20 protein-coding genes and 2 pseudogenes are annotated in these 20,414 nt (G+C 65.4%); 14 read left to right on the top strand and 8 right to left on the bottom strand.

All coding sequences use genetic code 11. The features are described 5' to 3' along the window. The first annotated feature begins 3 nt into the window (after positions 1 to 3). Positions 4 to 1,002, top strand: coding sequence for a bile acid:sodium symporter family protein (locus BTO20_RS33510; RefSeq protein WP_269770309.1), 999 nt, complete (start codon positions 4 to 6; stop codon positions 1,000 to 1,002). Here the strand turns inward: BTO20_RS33510 and BTO20_RS33515 are convergent. The 4 genes and pseudogenes from BTO20_RS33515 to BTO20_RS33530 form a co-directional block, all read right to left on the bottom strand. Continuing rightward, the gene (locus BTO20_RS33515) at positions 985 to 1,848 is read right to left on the bottom strand and encodes a LysR family transcriptional regulator ArgP (RefSeq protein WP_087080428.1); all 864 of its coding nucleotides are present in this window, start codon (positions 1,846 to 1,848) and stop codon (positions 985 to 987) included. The two genes, BTO20_RS33510 and BTO20_RS33515, sit on opposite strands and share 18 nt — an antisense overlap. A gap of 94 nt (positions 1,849 to 1,942) precedes the next feature. Further along, positions 1,943 to 2,815, bottom strand: coding sequence for a sugar phosphate isomerase/epimerase family protein (locus tag BTO20_RS33520; RefSeq protein WP_087080430.1), 873 nt, complete (start codon positions 2,813 to 2,815; stop codon positions 1,943 to 1,945). 2 nt (positions 2,816 to 2,817) lie between these two features. Further along, complete coding sequence (locus BTO20_RS33525; protein WP_087080432.1) at positions 2,818 to 3,837, bottom strand: Gfo/Idh/MocA family protein; 1,020 nt, start codon at positions 3,835 to 3,837, stop codon at positions 2,818 to 2,820. Positions 3,838 to 3,863: 26 nt separating this feature from the next. Further along, positions 3,864 to 5,277: pseudogene (locus BTO20_RS33530) on the bottom strand (sugar porter family MFS transporter). Positions 5,278 to 5,423: 146 nt separating this feature from the next. On the opposite strand from BTO20_RS33530, the gene BTO20_RS33535 reads away from it, so the two are divergent. From BTO20_RS33535 to BTO20_RS33565, 8 genes are all read left to right on the top strand, one after another. Beyond that, positions 5,424 to 6,476: a LacI family DNA-binding transcriptional regulator gene (locus BTO20_RS33535; RefSeq protein ID WP_087083046.1), complete on the top strand. Its 1,053-nt coding sequence runs from the start codon at positions 5,424 to 5,426 to the stop codon at positions 6,474 to 6,476. A 64-nt stretch (positions 6,477 to 6,540) separates the two neighbouring features. Beyond that, positions 6,541 to 7,038, top strand: a complete 498-nt coding sequence (locus BTO20_RS33540) for a MarR family winged helix-turn-helix transcriptional regulator (protein ID WP_087080435.1) — start codon at positions 6,541 to 6,543, stop codon at positions 7,036 to 7,038. An 8-nt stretch (positions 7,039 to 7,046) separates the two neighbouring features. Continuing rightward, the gene (locus BTO20_RS33545) at positions 7,047 to 7,463 is read left to right on the top strand and encodes a DUF5313 domain-containing protein (RefSeq protein ID WP_087080437.1); all 417 of its coding nucleotides are present in this window, start codon (positions 7,047 to 7,049) and stop codon (positions 7,461 to 7,463) included. Positions 7,464 to 7,587: 124 nt separating this feature from the next. After that, positions 7,588 to 8,145, top strand: coding sequence for a peptidoglycan recognition protein family protein (locus BTO20_RS33550; protein ID WP_232490930.1), 558 nt, complete (start codon positions 7,588 to 7,590; stop codon positions 8,143 to 8,145). Next, the gene (locus BTO20_RS41170) at positions 8,132 to 8,257 is read left to right on the top strand and encodes a hypothetical protein (protein ID WP_269770310.1); all 126 of its coding nucleotides are present in this window, start codon (positions 8,132 to 8,134) and stop codon (positions 8,255 to 8,257) included. The genes BTO20_RS33550 and BTO20_RS41170 overlap by 14 nt, the downstream gene beginning before the upstream one ends. A gap of 44 nt (positions 8,258 to 8,301) precedes the next feature. Beyond that, positions 8,302 to 9,654: an MFS transporter gene (locus BTO20_RS33555; protein ID WP_087080439.1), complete on the top strand. Its 1,353-nt coding sequence runs from the start codon at positions 8,302 to 8,304 to the stop codon at positions 9,652 to 9,654. Beyond that, a complete protein-coding gene (locus BTO20_RS33560; RefSeq protein WP_087080441.1) occupies positions 9,651 to 10,994 on the top strand; it encodes an ABC transporter substrate-binding protein in 1,344 nt (447 codons plus the stop codon). Before BTO20_RS33555 ends, BTO20_RS33560 begins: the two co-directional genes overlap by 4 nt. Continuing rightward, positions 10,991 to 12,133 carry an FAD-dependent monooxygenase gene (locus BTO20_RS33565; RefSeq protein ID WP_087080443.1) on the top strand — a complete coding sequence of 381 codons (1,143 nt, stop codon included), beginning with the start codon at positions 10,991 to 10,993 and terminating at the stop codon, positions 12,131 to 12,133. Before BTO20_RS33560 ends, BTO20_RS33565 begins: the two co-directional genes overlap by 4 nt. 1 nt (position 12,134) lies before the next feature. Here BTO20_RS33565 and BTO20_RS33570 read toward each other — a convergent pair whose 3' ends face one another. From BTO20_RS33570 to BTO20_RS33580, 3 genes are all read right to left on the bottom strand, one after another. Beyond that, on the bottom strand, positions 12,135 to 13,019 hold the full coding sequence (locus BTO20_RS33570) for a dihydrodipicolinate synthase family protein (RefSeq protein WP_087080445.1): 885 nt from the start codon (positions 13,017 to 13,019) through the stop codon (positions 12,135 to 12,137). An 11-nt stretch (positions 13,020 to 13,030) separates the two neighbouring features. After that, positions 13,031 to 13,837, bottom strand: coding sequence for an aldolase (locus tag BTO20_RS33575; protein ID WP_087080447.1), 807 nt, complete (start codon positions 13,835 to 13,837; stop codon positions 13,031 to 13,033). Positions 13,838 to 13,938: 101 nt separating this feature from the next. Next, positions 13,939 to 14,472: a helix-turn-helix domain-containing protein gene (locus BTO20_RS33580; RefSeq protein WP_087080449.1), complete on the bottom strand. Its 534-nt coding sequence runs from the start codon at positions 14,470 to 14,472 to the stop codon at positions 13,939 to 13,941. 138 nt (positions 14,473 to 14,610) lie between these two features. Between BTO20_RS33580 and BTO20_RS33585 the strand changes: the two genes are divergently transcribed. Beyond that, a complete protein-coding gene (locus BTO20_RS33585; RefSeq protein ID WP_087080452.1) occupies positions 14,611 to 15,333 on the top strand; it encodes an SDR family NAD(P)-dependent oxidoreductase in 723 nt (240 codons plus the stop codon). Between the two features lie 19 nt (positions 15,334 to 15,352). Further along, positions 15,353 to 15,845, top strand: a pseudogene (locus BTO20_RS33590) (hypothetical protein); the annotation flags it as partial. 73 nt (positions 15,846 to 15,918) lie between these two features. On the opposite strand, the gene BTO20_RS33595 reads toward BTO20_RS33590, so the two are convergent. Beyond that, positions 15,919 to 16,398 carry an Lrp/AsnC family transcriptional regulator gene (locus BTO20_RS33595; RefSeq protein ID WP_408632135.1) on the bottom strand — a complete coding sequence of 160 codons (480 nt, stop codon included), beginning with the start codon at positions 16,396 to 16,398 and terminating at the stop codon, positions 15,919 to 15,921. A gap of 268 nt (positions 16,399 to 16,666) precedes the next feature. On the opposite strand from BTO20_RS33595, the gene BTO20_RS33600 reads away from it, so the two are divergent. The 3 genes from BTO20_RS33600 to BTO20_RS39610 are packed head-to-tail and all read left to right on the top strand — an operon-like array spanning position 16,667 to position 20,402. Next, positions 16,667 to 19,018 (top strand): transketolase-like TK C-terminal-containing protein, encoded by a 2,352-nt coding sequence (locus BTO20_RS33600; protein WP_087080455.1) that lies wholly within the window; start codon positions 16,667 to 16,669, stop codon positions 19,016 to 19,018. Beyond that, the gene (locus tag BTO20_RS33605) at positions 19,015 to 20,082 is read left to right on the top strand and encodes a 2-oxo acid dehydrogenase subunit E2 (RefSeq protein WP_087080457.1); all 1,068 of its coding nucleotides are present in this window, start codon (positions 19,015 to 19,017) and stop codon (positions 20,080 to 20,082) included. The genes BTO20_RS33600 and BTO20_RS33605 overlap by 4 nt, the downstream gene beginning before the upstream one ends. Further along, positions 20,079 to 20,402, top strand: a complete 324-nt coding sequence (locus BTO20_RS39610; RefSeq protein ID WP_157680389.1) for a hypothetical protein — start codon at positions 20,079 to 20,081, stop codon at positions 20,400 to 20,402. Before BTO20_RS33605 ends, BTO20_RS39610 begins: the two co-directional genes overlap by 4 nt. The last annotated feature ends 12 nt before the right edge of the window (positions 20,403 to 20,414 follow it).

Consider the following 20,414-nt stretch of genomic DNA (forward strand, 5'->3'; position numbering starts at 1 on the left):
CCGGTGCTCGCCAAACTCCGCATCGATGGGTTCCTGCTCGGCCTGGTCGCTTCGATGGCCGTCGGCCTGCTGGTACCTGCGCGCGGCGACGCCGCAAATGCCCTGGAGTGGGCGACCAAGGTGGCCATCGCCGTGCTTTTCTTCCTGTACGGCACACGCCTGGAACCGCGGGAGGCCCTGGAGGGACTGAAGCATTGGCGGCTGCACACCACCGTGCTGGCCGCGACCTACGTCCTGTTCCCGCTCCTCGGCCTGGCGATGCGGATGCTGGTCCCGTCCGTGCTCACCGACGAGCTCTACCTCGGCATGCTCTACCTGTGTCTGCTGCCGTCCACCGTGCAGTCCTCCATCGCCTTCACCTCCATCGCCCGGGGCAATGTCGCCGCCGCGGTCGTCAGCGCGTCGACGTCGAACATGCTCGGTATCTTCATCACCCCGCTGCTGGTGACGCTGCTGATGCAGACCAGCGGCGGCGCGACCGTCTCGGCAACCTCCATCCTGGAGATCGTCCTGCAGCTGCTGGTGCCGTTCATCGCCGGGCAGGTGCTCCGGTCGAAACTGCACCGGCTGCTGTCACACACCACGCTCACGAAGGTCGTCGACCGGGGATCGGTGTATCTCGTGGTGTACGCGGCCTTCAGTGCCGGTATGGCAGAACATATTTGGACGGGCATGAGGGCCACGAGCGTCATCGCGGTCATCGCGGTCAGCGTGATGCTGCTGGCGGTGGTGCTAGGCGTCACCGCGGGCGTGGCACGGCTGCTGCGCTTCGACCGGGCCGACCGCATCGTGGTGATCTTCTGCGGCTCGAAGAAGAGCCTGGCGACCGGTCTGCCGATGGCCACCGTACTGTTCGCCGGCCATCCGGTCGGGCTGATCGTGTTGCCGCTGATGATCTTTCACCAGATTCAGCTCATCACCTGCGCGGCATTGGCGGGGCGGTGGGGCAGGAGGGCGGCGGAACACGAAGCGACGGCGTCGCCGTTACCGGCGCGCGCGTAGGCCCGCCGCCGCCGAGCGGATCGTATCGGTGACGGTCGAGACCATCTCGCTGTCGAGTTTCCAGCACTGCCAGTACAGCGGGACGTCGAGATGCTGCGGGGCGATCGGGACCCAGGATGGCTCGACGAGTTCCTCGGGATACATGCCCCACCCCAACCCCGCGCGTACCGCCGCGCCGAAACCCTCTGCGGTCGGGATGAAGTGGACCGGGCGGCCGACGTCTTTGCGGAACACCTTGCGTACCAGGCTGTCCTGCAACGCATCGGCGCGGTTCCACGCCAGGGACGGCGCCTGCGCGGCAGCCGCCGCGGTGAACCCGTGCGGCAGGTACCTCTCGACGTAGTCGACGGTGGCCACGGGCACGTACCGCATGGCACCCAGTGGGTGGACGCGGCAGCCCGGCACGGACCTGCGCTCGGTGGTCACCGCGCCCATCACCACGCCTTCGCGCAGCAACTGCGCCGAGTGGTCCTGGTCCTCGATGTGGATGTCGAACAGCACACCGGGCAGCCGTGCCAGCACGGTGGTGAACCAGGTTGCCATCGAATCGGCGTTGACGGCCAATGCAATACGGGTCCAGGGAGCCGCTTCGCCACCCATCTCGGCCAGCGCCTCAGACTCCAGCAGTGCGGTCTGCGCTGCCAGCCTCAGCAGCGGAACTCCGGCTGGTGTTGCGACGCAAGGCTTTTCGCGGACTACCAGGACCTGGCCCACCCGTTGCTCCAGGGCTTTGATCCGCTGACTCACCGCCGACGGCGTGACATGCAGGCGGGCCGCGGCCGCGTCGAAGCTTCCCGACTCGACCACAGCGGCCAGCGCAGCGAGCTGCTGGCCGTCGATGCGCATGTTCGAAGCTAACCACCAGTTCTTCTGGCGAGCAGACGCTGCGGTACGCGACACGCCGTGGTTGCGGTACCGCAGTGACTGCTCGCCGGGAAACTCAGCGGTACTTGGCCACGTAATCGGTCATGGTGGCCAGCTGATAGCGCGACACGTCGGGCGCGGTCTCGTCCTCGGCGAACACGCTGGAGACCATGACGGTGTCGGGCCGGTCGTAGAAACCGATAGCGGCCAGGCAGGAGAAGAACTCATCCCAGTCGATGTCGCCGTCACCGATCTTGAGGTGCTGATGCACCCGCACCGGGTTGCCGGGCGGATTGGTGATGTAGCGCAGGCCGTGACTGCGGTGATGGTCCATGGTGTCGGCCACATGCACCAACCGCAGCTTGTCGCCGGCGGTCCGAATGATCTCGGACATGTTGCCACCCATGTGGTAGGTGTGACACGCCACGTACACCATGCCGATGTTGGGCGAGTTGACCCCGCGGATGATGCGCAACGCTTCCAGGCCGTCTTCGACGAAATCATCGGGGTGCGGATCGATGCGCACGTCGAGGCCCTCGCGTTCGATGATCGGCAGCAGCTCTTCCATGGACCGGAAGAACGCCCGCTCGGACTCCTCGGCTTTCTCGGGGCGGCCGGAGAATTCGGTGTTGATGACGTTGACGCCCAGGTCGACGGTGATCTGGATGACGCGTTTCCAGTTACGCACCGCGGCGTCACGGGCATCGGGGTCAGGGCTCGACCAACGCAGCACCGGCAGCACCGACGCGATCCCGACGCCCGCGTCGGCACACGCCTTGCGGAACTTGGCGACCAGATCGTCATCGGCGCGTGGGTGATTGAAAAACGGGATGAAATCCCGGTGCGGCGTCAACTGCACATACTCATAACCCAACTCCGCCACCACCCGCGGAAACTCCAACAATCCGTGCGAGTGATGAAACGGCGTGGGATCCAACGCGATCTTCATGCTCATGCTCCTGGAATCGAGTCGCGCGCGACCAGGGACACCTCGACCGGCTGGCCGGATCGCAGGGATTCGACGCCCGCCTCACATACCGCGGCAGCGGCGTAGCCGTCCCAGGCGGTGGGCCCATCGACGTTCGCTCCGCTACGAACTGCGTCGACCCACCGTTGGATTTCGGTGTCATAGGCCCGGCCGAAGCGCTCCCGGAATCCTGGCGTGATCCGCCCACCCCACATGCCCGGTTGGCTCCTACGGACCACATTGACGTCCAGGCCGATCATCGCCGAACCGCGCTCGGCAACCACCTCGGTGCGCACCTCATAGGCCACCCCGGTGTGGACGAACAGCTCGACGTCGACATGCTTGCCACTCGCAGTGCGCAGGATGGCGATCTGCGGGTCGGAAAGTCCTTCTGGGCCAGCGGGATTCGGTGCTGGCTTGATGATCTGGATGGACGCGATCTCTTCGTCGAACAGGAACCGGGTGACATCGATCTCGTGGACCAGCGAATCACGCACCACCATGGCGCTGTCGAAACCGTGTGGCACGGCCGGGTTGCGATGCGCGCAGTGCAAAACCAGCGGCTGTCCCAGCTCGCCCTCGTCGAGCATCGCCTTCAACGCCATGTACTCATCGTCGAAGCGGCGCATGAACCCGACCTGGATGAGCCGCTTGCCTAGCTCGGCTTCGCGCTTGACAACTGCGAGCGCCGATTCGACGTCGGTGGTCAACGGCTTCTCACACAGCACCGGCTTGCCGTGATCGAGGCATGCCAGCAGCTGCTTCTCGTGCGTCGGCCCCGGGGTTGCCAGCACCACCGCGTCGACGTCGGGATCGGCGATCGCATCCAGCGGATCGCCGATCGCCCGGCAGCCGGGGATCCCCGCGGCGAGCTTCTCGGCCTTGTCGGTGAGGAAGTCGTTGACAACCGCAACTCGCGCACCGGAGATGCGCGACGACAACCGCTCGACGTGGTCGGCGCCCATCAGGCCGACGCCCAGGACGGCAACTCGAAGATCGGACATGGCAATTCCTTTCGGCTATAGGGGGATCAGTGAGTAGCGACGGGGATCGGGCCGGTGCCGTGGGCCTCGAAACGCTCTTCGAGTTCTTCGAGGCTGGTGCCCTTGGTCTCCGGCACGTAGTGGCGGACGAACCACCACGAAACGAGGTTGATCGCCACGAACAGTGCGAAGGTGCCGGTCGAGCCCAGCGCCGAGTTCAGCAGCGGGAACAGGAACGAGATGATGGCATTGGTACACCACAGCACGAAAACGGCGATGCCCATGGCGAATCCGCGAATGCTGAGCGGGAAGATCTCGGACAGTAGCAGCCACACTCACGTGCCGATGAACATCTGGACGAACGCGACGAAGGCGATCATGCAGCCGAGGATCACGTAGCTGCGGGTCATCGACTCCGGCAGCAGGAATACCAGTGACAGCGCGGCCTGGGAGCCGGCGACGCCGGCGAATCCGATCAGCAGCATGGTCCGGCGGCCGATGTAGCCCAGCAGGACGATCCCGATGACGGTGGTGACCACGGACGTGACGCCGACGGCGATGGTCGCCACCAGTGCAGCGCTGACTCCCAGCCCGCTCTGCTTGAGAATCGTTGGGGCGTAATAGTTGACGGTGTTGATACCGGTGGCCTGCTGGATGATCGCCAGGCCGCATCCGATGAGCACCACGCGCCGGATCCACGGCACGTCGCGGATCACCGAGAACGGTGTGGCGGTGGTCTTGAGCATGTGTGCGGTGTGTTCTTCGATCAGGACGTACTCCGCGTCGGCCTCGCCTGGGTGGCGGCTCAGCCCCAGCACCGACCGCGCCTCGGCCATCCGGCCTTTGAGGCCATACCACCGCGGCGAGTCCGGCAGCACCAGCATTCCGATGAGCAGAGCGATGGCCGGGGCAGCAGCCACGGCGAGCATGATCCGCCACACGTGCGGATCGTGGAACAAGCGGTCCAGCAGTGCGTTGGTCGCGAAGGCCAGCATCTGGCCCGTGACGATCATCAGCTCGTTGATGGTGACCATGCGTCCGCGTCGGTCGGCGGGCGCCATCTCCGCGAGATACAGCGGGCAGGTCACCGCCGCGGCGCCGACGCCGAGCCCGAGGACGATGCGCGCGGCCACCATGACCTGGACACCGGGCGCCAGCGCACACCCGATCGCGCCGACGAGAAACAGGCCGGCGCATACCAACAGCGTGCGTTTCCGGCCGATCCGGTCGGCGACCCGGCCGCAGGGCGCCGAAGGCCGCGCCCGGGAACAGCAGGCAGCTGACCACGGTGGCCTCACCGAAGTCACTGAGCCCCAGGTCGTCCTTCATGTAGAGCAGGGCACCGGAGATGACGCCGGTGTCGTACCCGAACAACAGCCCACCGAGCGTGGCGATGACGGTGAGCTTGGTCAGGAATCTGCCATGCGGGGCAGTTCGGACTCCGCCAGATGATCCGGACATTGCAGGCCTCGATTCCTCTTCGTACTAACGCGCGTTAGTAACGCGCGTGAGGTCTACTATGTGCGCATGCCCGAACTGTGTCAACCGTCACTTTTCCCGGGAGCCCGGTGAGCCCGTCGCCGCGCACCGGTCCGCGGCGGCCCACCATGGCCGACGTCGCCGAACGCGCGGGAGTGTCGCGAACGCTGGTCTCGTTCATCCTCGACGGCAAGCCGGGTGCGAGCGAGGAGACCCGGCAAAGGGTTCTGGCGGTCGCCGACGAGATCGGTTATCGCCCCGACTCGGCGGCGCGACTGCTGGCTCAGGGCCGCAGTCGCACCATCGGAGTGCTCACCGACGTGCACCAGTTGTTCCAGGCCGAGCTGGTGACCAACATCTACCCGGCCGCCGAAAGCTGCGGCTACGACATGCTGCTGTCGGCCAACCTGCGCGACCATCCCGAGTCGACGTTCGTCGAGTCGCTGCTGAGCCACCGCTGCGGCAGCCTGATCCTGTTGGGCCCCAGGTCAACTCATGACTACCTGAAGAGACTCGCCGAACGCGCCCCGACCGTCGTGGTGGGCCGCAGGCTCGCCCACGTCGACAGCGCCGCCATGTTGGCGACGGTCCGCACCAACGACGCCAAGGGCATGCGGTTGGCCGTCGACTATCTGGTCGATCTCGGCCACCGCGACATCCACCACGTCGACGGCGGCGACGATCCCGGTTCGGCCGACCGCCGCCGCGCGTATCGCGCCGCGATGCGCAGTCACGGGCTCGCCGACCGCGTCGCGGTGATCCCGGGCGCCCACAACGAGCAGGCCGGTGCGGCCGCAGCGCGGGCCATGCTCGACGCGGGCAGCCTGCCAACCGCGGTGTTGGCCGGCAACGACCGCTGCGCGTTGGGTCTGCTCGACGTGTTCACCCGCGCCGGCGTCGACATCCCCGGCGAGTTGTCCTTGATCGGCTACGACGACAGTCATCTGTCGGACAACCCGCGCATCGATCTGACCACCATCCATCAGGATGCGGCAGGGCTGGCTCAGCACGCCGTGCGACTGGCGGTGGCGATGCTGGAGGGCCGCAGCGAAGCCGACGACGTCGTACTGGAACCCAAGCTGGTGGTGCGCTCCACGACGGCGCAAGTGAAGGACCCCCACTCGCTCGCCGAGACGACGGTTTTTGGCGCGATTCCGCCCGAAAGTCGCCAGAAACCGTAGCGCCGCCGCAGGTGTGACACACCAAATATTGATAGTGCCCTAACTATTAGGGTACTTTTTAATCATGCCCACACCAACTGAGGTGGAAGTCGATCCGCTCGCCCTTGAGCGACAGGTCTGTTTCGCGCTGGCCATCAGCAACCGCGCGGTGCAGGCCGTCTACCGGCCCCTGCTGGAGCCACTGGGCATCACCCACCCGCAGTACCTGGTGATGTTGGCGCTGTGGGACCACCAGCGGTCGGACGCCGCGGGCATGCCCCCGCTGACGGTCAAGCAGATCGCCGCGGCACTGCAGCTCGAATCCGCGACGCTCTCACCGATGCTCAAGCGGCTCGAAACGCTGGGCCTGATCACCCGCACCCGCAGCACGGGCGACGAACGCTCGACCGACATCGGCCTGACCGAGGCCGGCGTCGCCCTGCGTGAGCAGGCCTTGCAGATCCCGCCGGCCGTCGTCGCCCGATTGGGCGTCGACATGGCCGAGCTCGAGGAGCTGCACCGGGTACTCACCCGGATCAACACCGCGGCCTTGGCCGCCAACGCACTCACCGCCGGAACCTAGGAGCCACCATGGCGAAAGACCGCCCGAATCCAATCCAGTACCTCACCTACGCGTATGGCCGGCGGCTGCCCGACTCGATGCGCGAGTGGGTAGCCCACGACCTGGCCGACTACGGCGCCGTACGCCGCCATATGGTGCGCATGGCGATCCCCCCGCTACTCGTCCTGGCCCCGCTGTGGTTGTTGCCGGCATCGCTGTACGTCCACATGGAGATGACGGTGCCGATCTACATCTGGGCACTGTTGATGGCATTGGCGTTGAACAAGGTGTGGCGCCGTCACCGGCTGGCCCAGCACAATCTGGATCCCAACCTCGTCGACGAGATCAAGTACAAGAAGGAAGCCCACATTCACGAGGACTACATCCGGCGCTTCGGCCCCCGGCCGGAATCGGCCCGCTTCCAGGCCAACAGCAGCCCCTTCTGAACCGGCCCCAGCAAAAACAGGTACCGCACTACTCGGGCCTCCCGAGCCGCTGAGCCGTGAGCATGAATCCATCGCGCCTACCCATGCGCGATCTCACCGCCGGGCAGCGTTTCAGGGAGGGTCTGTGGCCATCGATGATTTGGGTTGGCTCGCGAACGTCCTGCGGGCCGAGGGGCTCACGGTGACCGAGATCGACGGATGGCGTCAACGCGGCCACGGGTACATCGACGACGCGTGGGGCGTGGTGTGCCACCACACCGGGGGCGACACCGTCGCCGCTGACCTGGTTGCTGACGGCACCGCCGACCTACCGGGCCCGTTGTCACACATTCTTGTTGGCCGTGACGGCTCCGCCACGGTCGTTGCTGCCGGCATCGCGCACCACGCGGGCCACGGATCGTATCCGGATCTGCCTGCCAACAGGGCCAACGCCCACACGATCGGTATCCATGCCGTCAGCGCCGGCAAGAAGCCCTATCCCCTGGAGCAGTATCTGGCCTACGTGCAGTGCTGCGCGGCGGTCGTCGCCAAGATCGGGCAACCCGCATCACATGTGATCGGGCACAAGGAATGGGACCTCACCAAACACGATCCGTCGCTGAGCATGGATCAGCTCCGGGCTGATATCGCAGACCGGATTCCCGGCCGCACGCGGTACAGTCGTCGGCATGGGTGCCGGTGACGACAGCGCATCCGCACGCGTGGTGCGGGTCGACGTGTCGTGCGCACCGAGTCTGCTGGCGTCGATCTGGAACCGCGCCCGGCTGGCACCGCTGAAGAGAATCGCGGGTTAGTTCTTCGTTTGTTCGACTAACCCCTGCTAGTTCTCTGAGGCGTCATGAAGCCGTCCCTTTGCGCCGTTGCGGCGTCGCTATATCTGACCGAATACACCCTCTACTCCAACTCCTCGTCGACTGTGCTGTTGAATTCGGCGATTTCCGAGTCTTTCGACATACCGTTCGCGCAAGCCGCCTACGTCGGCGTGGCTTTTCTGGCGGGCTTCTGCCTGGCCCTGCTGCCTGCCGGGATGACCGTGCACCGCTATCCAGCCATGCGTGCCTTCCAGGTGAGCTCGATGGCGCTCGTCGTGCTCGGTATTGCCGCCAGCCTCAGCCCACAGTTCTGGGTCCTGATCGTCATCCGGTTCCTCCAGGGCGTGGCATCGGCCGCCCTGGCCCCGCAGATCTTCCGGATCATCCGCCAACAGTTCTATCCCGATCATCACTCCGCGGTGCTCGGAACCTGGGGTCTGGTGGTCTCCGCTTCCGCGTTGGCGTCACCGCTGATCACCGCGGCACTCAACGACGCGTGGGGATGGCGCTCGTTCCCGTACGAGACCGTGGCCACCACTATTGCCGCCGTTGCCCTGATGGCGTTGGCCTCCACCGGGCGCAGCGCTCCCGAGGAGCAGCCCGCGCCGAACCGGTCGCCCGGCCCGGCGGCGGTGATCGTCGGCCTGGGCGTGGCGCAGGTGGGAATCTTCCTGGTGACGAGCCTGGCCGACACGGCCGTGACCCGAATTGCGCTGTGCACCACAGCAATCGCCGTCGGCGCCACGGTCATCGTGATCTGCCGGCGCACGTCTGACGGAACCCGACCAGTCCTCTACCAGAGCTTCCTCATCGTCTTCGTCGCCGGTATGGCGACCAACGTCTTCACCCTTTCGGTGATGTACTTCCTGCAGCAGGTACGGTCCTTCGACTCCTATCGGTCGGCACTGGTCCTGCTCCCGATGGCATTCTTCGCGGGCCTACTGCCGGTGCTGCCGTGGGGACGTCCCGGCAACAGCCACGAGAACACCCGGCTCGTGAGCTACGGTGCCATCCTGCTGATCGTGACCGCGGCGAGTCTCACGGTCCCGGCCACCGTGCCAGGCGACGGTGTCGTCCCGCTGCTCGTCAGCGCCGCCCTGATGGGTGGCGCGATGGGCCTGCTGTGGAGTCCGTTGGCCGCCAACGTGCTGACCAATTCCGCACAGATCCCCTTCGATTCCAGCGTGTACCACTACCTGCGCGCACTCGGCGCCGCGATCGGGGTGTCGATCGGCGCGACGGTCGTCGGCGAAACAGCTGATGGCACAGACCTGTTCAGCACCGTCGCCGCGCTCATCGCGCTCGCCGGGATCGTGGCATTCGTTGCCGCCCAGGCGGCCCGACGCGCGGCCTCCTCGCAGTTGGCCCCGGTCGGATGAGCGCCGAGATCACGTTCGGTTGGCCCACCGCACAACTCACCCGGGATCCTCGACTCGCCTACAACACCATGTCGAAGACCTACGCCCGCATGGCTTTCGACAGCCTGCTCGACGTCGACGAAACCACCGGAGAGCTGGTGCCATGGCTGGCCACGTCACGGCGGCAGATCGATCCGCTCACCGTCGAGTTCGTGATCCGCGCGGGTGTCCAGTTCTCCGACGGCACAGCACTATCCGGTGCGGACGTGCGGCAGAGCTTCCTGGACATCCTCGGGCTGCAGCACGTGCAGCCTCTACCTGCCGCGGTGGCAGCGCTGGCCGGGCTCAAGGACATTCGGGCCACCGCCGCCACCGTGACGTTTCACTTCGAACGCCACAATGCCGCATTCCTGCGGTCGCTGGCCGGCGTGGGCCTCGCCGTCAGCAAGGCCGCCGGTGACACCCGGGTGGGCACGGGCAGGTGGCGACCGGCACTGGGGTCCGGTGTGCCCGCGACATTGACCGACGGTTCGCACCAGGTGGTCTTCGTGCAGGCCGAACATCCCGACACCGATGTCTACGCCGGTGACGCCGCCGCCGAGTACCGGATGGCCGAACACGACAACGCCGGCATCACATACGGGCTGTGCCCCAACACATCCCGCGGTCCGCTCACCGATCCGAGGATCAGGCGTGCGCTGTCGCTGCTGATCGACCACACCCGGTTGCAACCCATCCTCGCGCAGGCGGGGTACACCTCAGCGACCTCGGTTCTGGCGCCCACCACGCGCTACCACCGGGATCTCAGCACCGAGCTCACCTACGATCCCGTTCGGGCCCATCGCCTGCTGGACGCTGCCGGGGCCGGGCCAGGCCTCACCTTCGAGGTGCTGTTCAACAGCACCTTCTCCCCGATCGACACCGAACTCCTCACCGCGGTCGCCGACCAATGGTCGAGGCATGGGATCCGACTGCGGCTCGCCGACGTCGGCTTCGCCGAGTTGCGGAGCCGCCAGCAGTCCGGCGACTACGACTTCCGGTTCTTCTACTACACCGGCGAAGATCCCGACGTGCTGCGCTACCAGTTCGCCGTCTCGCAGCGAAACATGAACCGCCGCCTACAATCCGACGACCTCGACGATCTGCTCGACGCACAACTGCACTGTGCCGATACCGACGCGCGCCGCACCCTGGTGGACACCATCCAGGAGCTGATCATCGAACGGGGCCTGTGGTATCCGATCGGCAATGTCCGCACTGTGGCCGGCTATCGGCCCGGAGCGGTCGCGGCACGGCTCGACACCGAAGGGCTCGTTCGGCTCGAGCCCGTCCAGACAACACGAAAGGTTTACGTCCCATGACCGTCGATGTTCCCATCGCCATTGTCGGGGCCGGCCTCGGTGGTCTCGCCGCCGCCGTGGCCTTGCACCACCACGGATACCGCGCGGTGGTGTTCGATAAGACCAGAGCACTCGGCGAGGTCGGTGGTCCGCTCGGCATCTCGCCCCAGACCCTGCGGCTGTTCAAGACGTGGGGCATTCTTGCTGAGTTCGAGAAGATCTCCTCGGCTACACCGTGTTTCGAGGACCGCGATCAGAACGGCCGGCTGCTGAAGGTGACCGAGTATGCGGCGGCACCCGAGGAAGGTACCGATCACGGCCGGTTCGGCTATGCCGACGCGGAGATGGCGCCGCGCACAGTGCATCGGGCCGACCTGCACGCCCTGCTGGTCTCGGCGGTGGGCAACGCCGAGATCCGGCTCAATCACCGCCTGGCCGACATCGTCGAGCGCGACGACCATGTCCAACTGGTCTTCAACGATGAAGTGACCGCCCGGGCCGGACTGGTGATCGGTGCGGACGGCCTGCGCTCGACCGTGCGAAAACTGTTCAGCCACGACGACATGCACTACTGCGGGTCGGTGATCTTCCGCGCCGTCAGCCCGGCCGCGTGTCTGCGGGATCTGGGACCCAACGATCGGCTGCGGGCCTGGCACTCGGCCGATCGTGCCAAGCACATGATCACCATGCCGGTGCGCTCGGGGCGGCAGGTCGCGGTGGACGCCACCCTCGGCGTCGACGAACCGCCCGCGCATCTGTGGTCGGCGCGTGCCGACCTGGAGGCTCTGGCCATGCAGTTCGATGAGTTCGACCCGGTCGTGCCGCGAATGATCCGGTCAGCGACCGGTCCGGTGTTCATGCATCCGGTCTACGATCGCGACCCGATCGAGCGGTGGACCACGCAGCGGATCGCGCTGCTCGGCGACGCCGCGCACCCGATGACCCCGTTCGGTGGGCAGGGCGCCAATCAGGCGATCCAGGACGCCGGAGAGTTGGCGGCCCAACTAGGCAGGGTGCGCGACGGATCGTATGCCGTGGCCCTGCAGCAGTATCAGCGCGTGCGGACAGACCAGACCGCCGAAATCCAGCGCGCCGCACGCGGTTATGCCCAACGCCGGGCCACGATCGTGACCCGGCTCGCCGACATCGTGGGCAGCTGAGTCAGGAGATCTTCAGCAGCCGGCCGAGTTCGGCACGGTCGTTGTCGTCCAGCGGCAAGAGCGGCAACCTCGGCACCCCGACGCCCTGGCCCAGAAGGTCGAGGCCACCCTTGATGGTGGTGGGCAAGCCGCCGGCGACGATGAATTCGAGCAGCGGCTTGAATTCGGTGTAGATGGCCTCGGCCTTCGTCCAGTCCCCGGCCTGCGCGGCTGCGTAGAGGTCCAGGCACGGCTGCGGCTGCAGGTTGGGCGCCGCCGTGCACCATCCTTTGGCCCCTGCCTTGAAAGCCTTGAGGATCATCGGATTACTGCCGTTGTAGAACGGCAATTGCCCGTCGGTGAGCTCGGACATGCGCTCCATGCGGGTGATGTCACCCGTGGACTCCTTGACCATCGTGACGTTGTCGATCTCGTTGAACATCCGCACGAGCAGCTCGGGACTCATGTCGATGCCACTGGTCGCGGGGTTGTTGTACACCATGATCGGAATGTCGATCGCCGCCCCGACAGATGCGTAGTGCTGGGCGATCTCGCGTTCGGACAGCTTCCAATAGGAGATCGGCAGGATCATCACGGCGTCGGCACCGGCCCGCTGGGCGTACTGCGCGCGGCGGATCGTGTTGGCGGTGGTGAGGTCAGATGCACCGATGATGACGGGTACCCGGCCGTTGACCACGTCGATGGTGATGTCGATGACCGCGTCGAACTCGGACTCGGTGAGGTACGCGGACTCACCTGTGCTGCCGAGCGGGACGATACCGTGCGCCCCGGTCTCCACCAACCGATCGACGAGAGCGGCGAGTTTACCGGTGTCGACCTCGTTGTCCGCGGTGAACGGCGTGACCGGATACGCAATGATTCCGTGAATATCTTTGTCTTTGGCCATGTTCGGATTCCTCAGTGATTGTTGGGCTGATCGCCGGTCAGGGCGTCGGGGTGACGCACCAGGGCACGTCGGGCGTAGTAGGCGAAATTGGCTTGGCTGCGCTTGGGCCGCAGCGTCCAGTCGTGGGCTTCGCGGGCCAGTCGCGGGGGCAGCTCGGCGATGGTGCCCGCCGCCATGGCAGCCAGTTGCAGCTTCGCGGCCCGTTCGATCAGCATCGCGAGTGAGCAGGCTTCTTCGACGCTGGCGCCTGCGACGACATGGCCGTGGTGCGCGAGCAGGATGGCCTTCTTGTCTCCCAGTGCGGCACTGATGATCTCGCCCTCCTCGTTGCCCACCGGAACGCCGGGCCAGTCGGGCAGGAACGCACAGTCGTCGTACAGCGGAGCCATGTCCATCTGTGAAACCTGCAGGGGCACTTCGAGCATGGACAGCGCCGCCACGTGGAACGGGTGGGTGTGCACGATGCACTGCACGTCAGGGCGCGCCCGGTAGATCCATGAGTGAAACCGGTTGGCTGGGTTGGCCATCCCCTGTCCGTCCAGGACATTGAGATCCTCGTCGACGAGCAGCAGGTTGGCATCGGTGATCTCGTCGAACCCGAGCCCGAGCTGCTGGGTGTAGTACGTCCCGGGCTTCTCGGCGCGCGCCGTGATCTGGCCGGCCAGACCCGAGTCATGACCGGCGTCGAACAGCGCCCGGCAGGTCAACGCCAGTTTCTGGCGGGTCGTGAGCAGGGAGTCTTGGACGTGGCTCGACAGCGCGTCCAGCGCCCGTTGCATCAACACTTGTTTTGAATCACCAAGGGTGGTGGCAGTCATCTCAAACGCCTTTCCGGAACTGTACGGACCGACACAAGAGCGACGATAGGACACATTGTGTCCTATCGTCAATAGTGTGTTTCCGCGGTTTCGGCTGCCGGTCAACCCTGCCGGGAGCGACCGAAGTCGGCCTGCGCGACCACCAACACTTCGCTGCGCACCGAACCCCGCTGACGAAGCTGGTGTGGCTGCGCAGCGTCGAAGTACGCGCAGTCCCCGGTGTCCAGCGTGATGATCTGCTCGGCGTAGCGCAGCTCCACCGAGCCCGCGTGGACGAAGACCATCTCCTGGCCGACGTGGGCGGGGTGCGGATGCTCACTGAACTCGCGGGTCGGGTGAACGATGAAGGGCGACATCGCCTTCCCGAGCATGCCCGCGCCAACCGCATGGTAGCGGCCGGCCGGACGGTCCCCGGCGCGGTCCACCGACAACGTCGTCACCTCAGGGTCTTCGGAAAACAGCTGCGCCACATCGACGTCGAGGACACGCGCCACCTTCATCGCCACCGCGATCGACGGCGTGGACCGCTGCCGTTCGATCTTCGACAGGTAACTCTTGGTCAGCCCGGTCGCCTCGGCAAGTTCCTCAAGCGTCATCCCCCGTTGCTGACGCACTGAGCGCAGCAGAGCACTCATCGCACCTCCCGCATTCCTCTCGACGCCAGCCGAGTTTACCCACTCACCGATCGGACACCGCGTGTCACGACAACACCGGACATCGACTACGGGATGTCAAGGGTCCGAAGTCAGCGCGTCCCGGCCAGGCTTGGCTACATGGAATTGGCGCAACACACGGCCCTGGTCACCGGCGGCACCGCAGGAATCGGCCTGGCGTCGGCACGCTTGCTGGCGCGCGCAGGCGCGTCGGTGGTGATCACCGGACGAGACCCGGTCCGCGGCGCGGCGGCCGCCGACGACATCGGGGCGGGAACACGGTTCGCCCGAGCCGACATGTCGGACCTCGATTCGGTGAACGACCTTGTGCGGCAACTCGACAACGTGGACATCGTGGTCAACAACGCCGCGAGCTTCCCTGCCGCGCTGACCGTCGACCAGGCAGTCGCAGCCTTCGAGAAGACCTTTCACACCAATGTTCGCGGCTCGTACTTCCTGGCAGCGGGCCTGGTGCCGGGGATGATCGAACGAGGCAGCGGCAGCATCGTCAACGTCACCACCATGGTCGCCACCAAAGGCGTGCCCGGCGCGTCGGCCTACAGTGCATCGAAGGCGGCACTGGAATCACTGACCCGCACCTGGGCCGCGGAGTTCGGCCCGTACGGTGTCCGGGTCAACAGCGTCGCACCCGGACCCACCAAAACCGAAGGCGTCGAAGCGGAATGGGGCGACACCAACGAGGAACTCGGCCGCTCGCTGCCGTTGGGACGCACCGCGCGGCCCGAGGAGATCGCCGAGGCCGTGCTGTTTCTGGCATCGCCACGGTCCAGCTTCATCACCGGGTCCACATTGCACGTCGACGGTGGCGGCAGCGCCATCTGACCGTCGAGGAGACGAAGCCGTGTCGAAGATCCTGCTGCAGACCACCATTCCGGCGAACCGTGATGACTGGGACATCAGCCGCTTCTCTTTGTTGGCTGCCGAATTGCGCGCGGCGGGTCATGACGTGGTGGCCCGCAACCGGGCCTGCCACTGCGATGACCCGGTGCTGAGTCAACTCGACGAGTACGGCTTCGATCAACTCTGGCTGCTGGCCGAACTACCATTCCGGCGCCAATGGCGACTACCAGCCGGTGTTCGTCGACGGGTCGGTGCACGAGCTGCTGCGCACGAGGCAGACCGCTAGCGGCCGCATCGAGTGGTTCCCCGCACACCCACACGAGGGTCTGGTGACGGTCGACGGTCCGTACACGACCGTGCTCGCTCAGGGGCGCAGCACGTCCAGCGGGCGGCGGTTCAACCTCGCCGTGCTGATCGACGGCGAGCGCACCCCGGACGGCAGGCGGCTCGGGCGGGCATTGGCGGAGTCGACGTTTCACCACTTCGCCGACCATCGCGGCCTGGCTGGCGCCGGCGGGCGCGCCGGGGTAGTACAGCGCAACTGAGCCGAGCTGCGCGAAGTAGCGACTATTCCTCAACCAGCTTCTCCAGGAGCGGTGTCAGTCTGAAGTCGACGAGTTTGCGCATGACCAGTGAGGTGGTGGTCTGTTCAACGCCGTCTATGCCGAGTATCCGGCCGGCGACCCGGTAGAGATCGTCGGCCTCGCGGGCCACCACGTGGATCAGAAGATCGGTTGCACCGGCGAGCCCCTGTACTTCGACGACCTCCGGAACCTGCTCAAGTTCTCGAGCGATGGCAGCGAGCTTGCGCTGCGTGACGCGGGTCAGGATGAACGCGGTCAACGGGTAACCCAGGGTGGCTGGGTCGACGCGCCGTTCGAACGAGCGGAGGACGCCGAGCCGTTCCAATTTGTTGATGCGCGCCTGGACGGTGTTTCGCGAGAGCCGCGTCTTGTCGGCCAATGCGATCACGGTGGCCCGAGGATCGTCGTTGAGCGCCTTGAGGATCCGCGCGTCCAGGGCGTCAACTCTGGTTTCCGTGGTCAAAATGACAACCTCCAGCCATCTGCCGTCAGACCGTGTCAGCAAAATGCTCAGTCAATCGGATCGAACTTGTTCAAAGTGTAGTTGGATGCTCGACTTGATAGTGAGTTCTGCACCCCTTGGAGCTCCGACGGCCGTCTCACCGCGGTCGGCAGCGGCTGTGCTCGCACCCGAGCCCGCTTGCCGCGACGCGTCGTCGCCGTGCTCACGATCTGAGCACCGACGCAGACCGGTTGAACGATCTGGAACTCCCACGCTAAGGAAGCCACTGATGGACCGCACGCAATCAGTCGATACCCGGGCTCGTGGCATCGACCCGTCATTCGATGCTGCCCTCCGCGAAGTCGAGGACCGCGTTCTATGGCTGTCGACGTCGATCATCCACCACGCCAATCGTGTTCGGCCCAATCCCACAGGCCTGAAGGTGGGAGGGCATCAGGCGTCGTGCGCCTCGATGACCTCGATCATGACGTCACTGTGGTTTGAACAGCTTCAACCAGGCGATCGGGTTTCGGTGAAGCCGCATGCCTCGCCCGTACTGCACAGCATCAACTATCTGCTGGGCGAACTCGATCAGAAGTACCTGACCACTTTGCGTGAGTTCGGTGGTCTGCAGTCCTACCCGAGCCGATCGAAAGACCCTGACCCCGTCGACTATTCGACAGGATCGGTGGGTATTGGGGCGACCGCGCCAATCTGGGCCACGATCGCCCGCCGCTACGTCGGTGCGCAGATCGGCGCCGCAGGAAAAGGTCGGCAGTACTCGCTGGTGGGCGACGCCGAACTCGACGAGGGGGCGGTCTGGGAAGCCATCCTGGACAACTCCGTCGCCGAGCTCGGCGAGATCGTCTGGATTGTCGACCTCAACCGCCAGTCACTCGACCGCGTCGTGCCGAACATCGCGGCCGGACGGCTGGAGGCGATGTTCTCGGCCGCCGGATGGCAAGTGATCACCGTGAAGTTCGGCGCTCAGCTTGAGTCTTTGTTTGAACGCAGCGGTGGGGCAGCGCTGCGCGCCCGAATCCTCGATATGCCCAATCCCGAGTATCAGCGTCTGCTGCGTTGCTCAGCCGAAGAGCTACGGGAGAGGCTGCCTGGCAAGGGAATAGCAGCCGACGCGATCTCGACGCTGATCCGCGACCTCGATGAGAACGCGTTGCTGGCCGCGATCCGCAATCTGGGTGGTCACGACCTCGCCGCACTGCGCGCGGCCTACGCCCAAATCGATGACACCCGTCCGACGGTGATCATCGCCTACACCATCAAAGGTCACCGACTGCCCACCCAGGGCCATCCCCAGAACCATTCGTCACTGCTCACAAACGAGCAGTACGACCAGCTCGCCACGGAACTCGGTATGGACCCGACCAATCCGTGGCAGCGTTTCGAGATCGACAGCGCAGCCGGCGAACTGTGCGCCCAGACTGCCCAGCGACTGCGGCGCGACCCGGTGACATTGTCGACTCCCCCTGCCGTTCCGGTCGACACTGGTCGCACCCCCTCGGGCACGTCGTCCACCCAGGCGGCCCTGGGCCGGGTCCTGCTCGACCTGAGCCGTCAAGCTCCGGGCGCGGCCAAACGTGTGGTGACCGTGAGCCCCGACGTCAGCTCGACGACCAACCTGGCAGGTTGGCTCAACAAGGTTGGCGTGTGGTCACCCGATGAACGTCGGAACTGGTTTGACGACGACCCCGAGACGATCATGCACTGGCGGGAGAGACCGACCGGACAGCACATGGAACTCGGCATCGCCGAGACCAATCTCGTCGGCCTCATCGGTGAACTCGGCGCAACGTGGAGCCGGTGGGGCGAGTCTCTCTTTCCGATCGGGGTGGTCTACGACCCGTTCGTGGAGCGTGCCTTGGAGCCGTGGTCCTACGGTATATACGCAGGCGGACAGTCGATTCTGGTCGGGACGCCATCCGGTGTGTCCCTCGCGGCCGAGGGCGGCGCGCATCAGTCCATCAAGACACCGTCGATCGGCCTTGAGCAACCCGGCTGCATCAGCTACGAGCCGGCATTTGCCATCGATGTCGAATGGACACTGCTGTCATGCATCGGGCGGCTGGGGCGCCCGGATGGCTCGTCGTCGTATGTGCGGCTGTCCACCCGGCCTGTCGACCAAACGCTGGCGTCGGTGCCCGACGACGGTGCCGCCCGCGAACGTCGGAGAAAGCACGTGGTCGCCGGTGCGTACCTGCTGCGACGAGTCGGTGGCATACCGCAGGTCACTCTGGTCGGGATGGGAGCGATGATCACCGAAGCCCTGCAGGCCGCGGATCGGCTGGCCGAGCAGAGCATCGGTGCCGACGTCGTCTGCGTGACCAGCCCGGGCCTGTTGTTCGACGCATTGCAGGCTCGCCGAGGGCTTTCCAAGAGCCCCTCCTGGATCCTCGACCAGATCTTCCCGGCCGATCGCGCCGCCCCCATGGTGACGGTGCTCGACGGACATCCACATACGTTGGCCTTTCTGACCGGCATCAACAACGTGGCGGGAGCCGCACTGGGAGTGAGCCGGTTCGGGCAGGTCGGCTCGCTCGACGATGTCTATCGGTATCACGGCATCGACACAGACAGCATTGTCAGCGCGGCGCTCGACCTGGCCGAACGGAGCGTGAAATGACTTCCGCCACAAGTATTACCAACGTGGAGTTGCCTTTCCTTGGCGAGGCTGTCACCGAGGCGACCATCACCCGGTGGCTCAAAGCAGTAGGCGATGAAGTCCAGCATGATGAACCCCTGCTCGAGGTTGCCACCGACAAGGTCGATACCGAAGTCTGCTCTCCCGCAGCCGGGATCGTGGCTCAGATCATCGAGCCGGAGGACGCCGTGGTCGAGATAGGCGCGATCATCGCGGTGATCACCACTGCCGACGCGGCGGCCGCCGACGATACGGCCTATGAGCAAGAGAGCGTTCCGAAGGTCACCGAACCTGAACCGAAACCGGAACCCGAACCTGCCGAAACAGCAACGGAGCGAGTCGAGAAGCTCTCGCGGATCCGGCGCACAATTGCGCAGCGGATGCTGACATCACTACAGACATCGGCGCAGTTGACGACGGTGGTCGAAGTCGACCTGACCAGTATCGCGGTGGTGCGCAACCGCAACAAGTCGGAATTCGAGGCCCGGACCGGCCAGAAGCTGTCCTACCTGCCGTTTGTCGTCGGCGCCGCCGTGGAAAGCCTTACGGCACACCCGGTGATCAACTCTTCGCTGAACGCCGACTGCACCGAGGTCACCTATCACAGTGCGGTCCATCTGGGTGTTGCCGTGGACAGCGACAAGGGCTTGATGGTGCCGGTGATCCGCGACGCCCAGTCAATGACGTTGGCCGGCTTGGCAACAGCCATCGCGGTATCAGCCCTGGCGGTGAGATCGGGGACGGTACGGCCTGACGATCTGTCGGGAGGAACTTTCACGATCACCAACACCGGAAGCCGCGGCGCGCTGTTCGACACCCCGATCATCAATCAACCCCAATCAGCCATCCTGGGCGTCGGCACGGTGGTCGAACGACTGGTTCCTGAACGCGACGAGCTTGGCAACCTCCTGGTGAAGACCAGTTCGATGGCCTACCTGTCGTTGTCTTACGACCATCGGATCATCGACGGCGCCGACGCCGCACGCTATCTCGGCACAGTGCGCCATAGCTTGGAGCGCGGTTTCGACGATGCGGACCTTCGATGATCACCGAACGCCCAAAGTCGGGCTCACCAGCGCCAACACCGACAACTTTCAACTCGCACAAGATTATTGAAGACGATCGTATGGTCGACTTCGTGGCTCGGTGGGGACCGTTCGATCACGGCGACGAGTACATCTTGCCGGAGTTCGGCATAGCGCCGTCGATCTTCTATCGTCGAGTGCTGGCGCTCGTCCAAGACACACCATTCCCAGCGATGGGCGAATCGGATCGACAACGTGTGATCGGGTACTGCTTGGCCAAACTCGCCGCTCTCAGCCTTCCCGATCAACCTCGTGCCGCCAGTCGCCCGCTCAACTCCTGACTGAGCCCCGTG

The organism is Mycobacterium dioxanotrophicus (assembly GCF_002157835.1).
GTDB lineage: Bacteria > Actinomycetota > Actinomycetes > Mycobacteriales > Mycobacteriaceae > Mycobacterium > Mycobacterium dioxanotrophicus.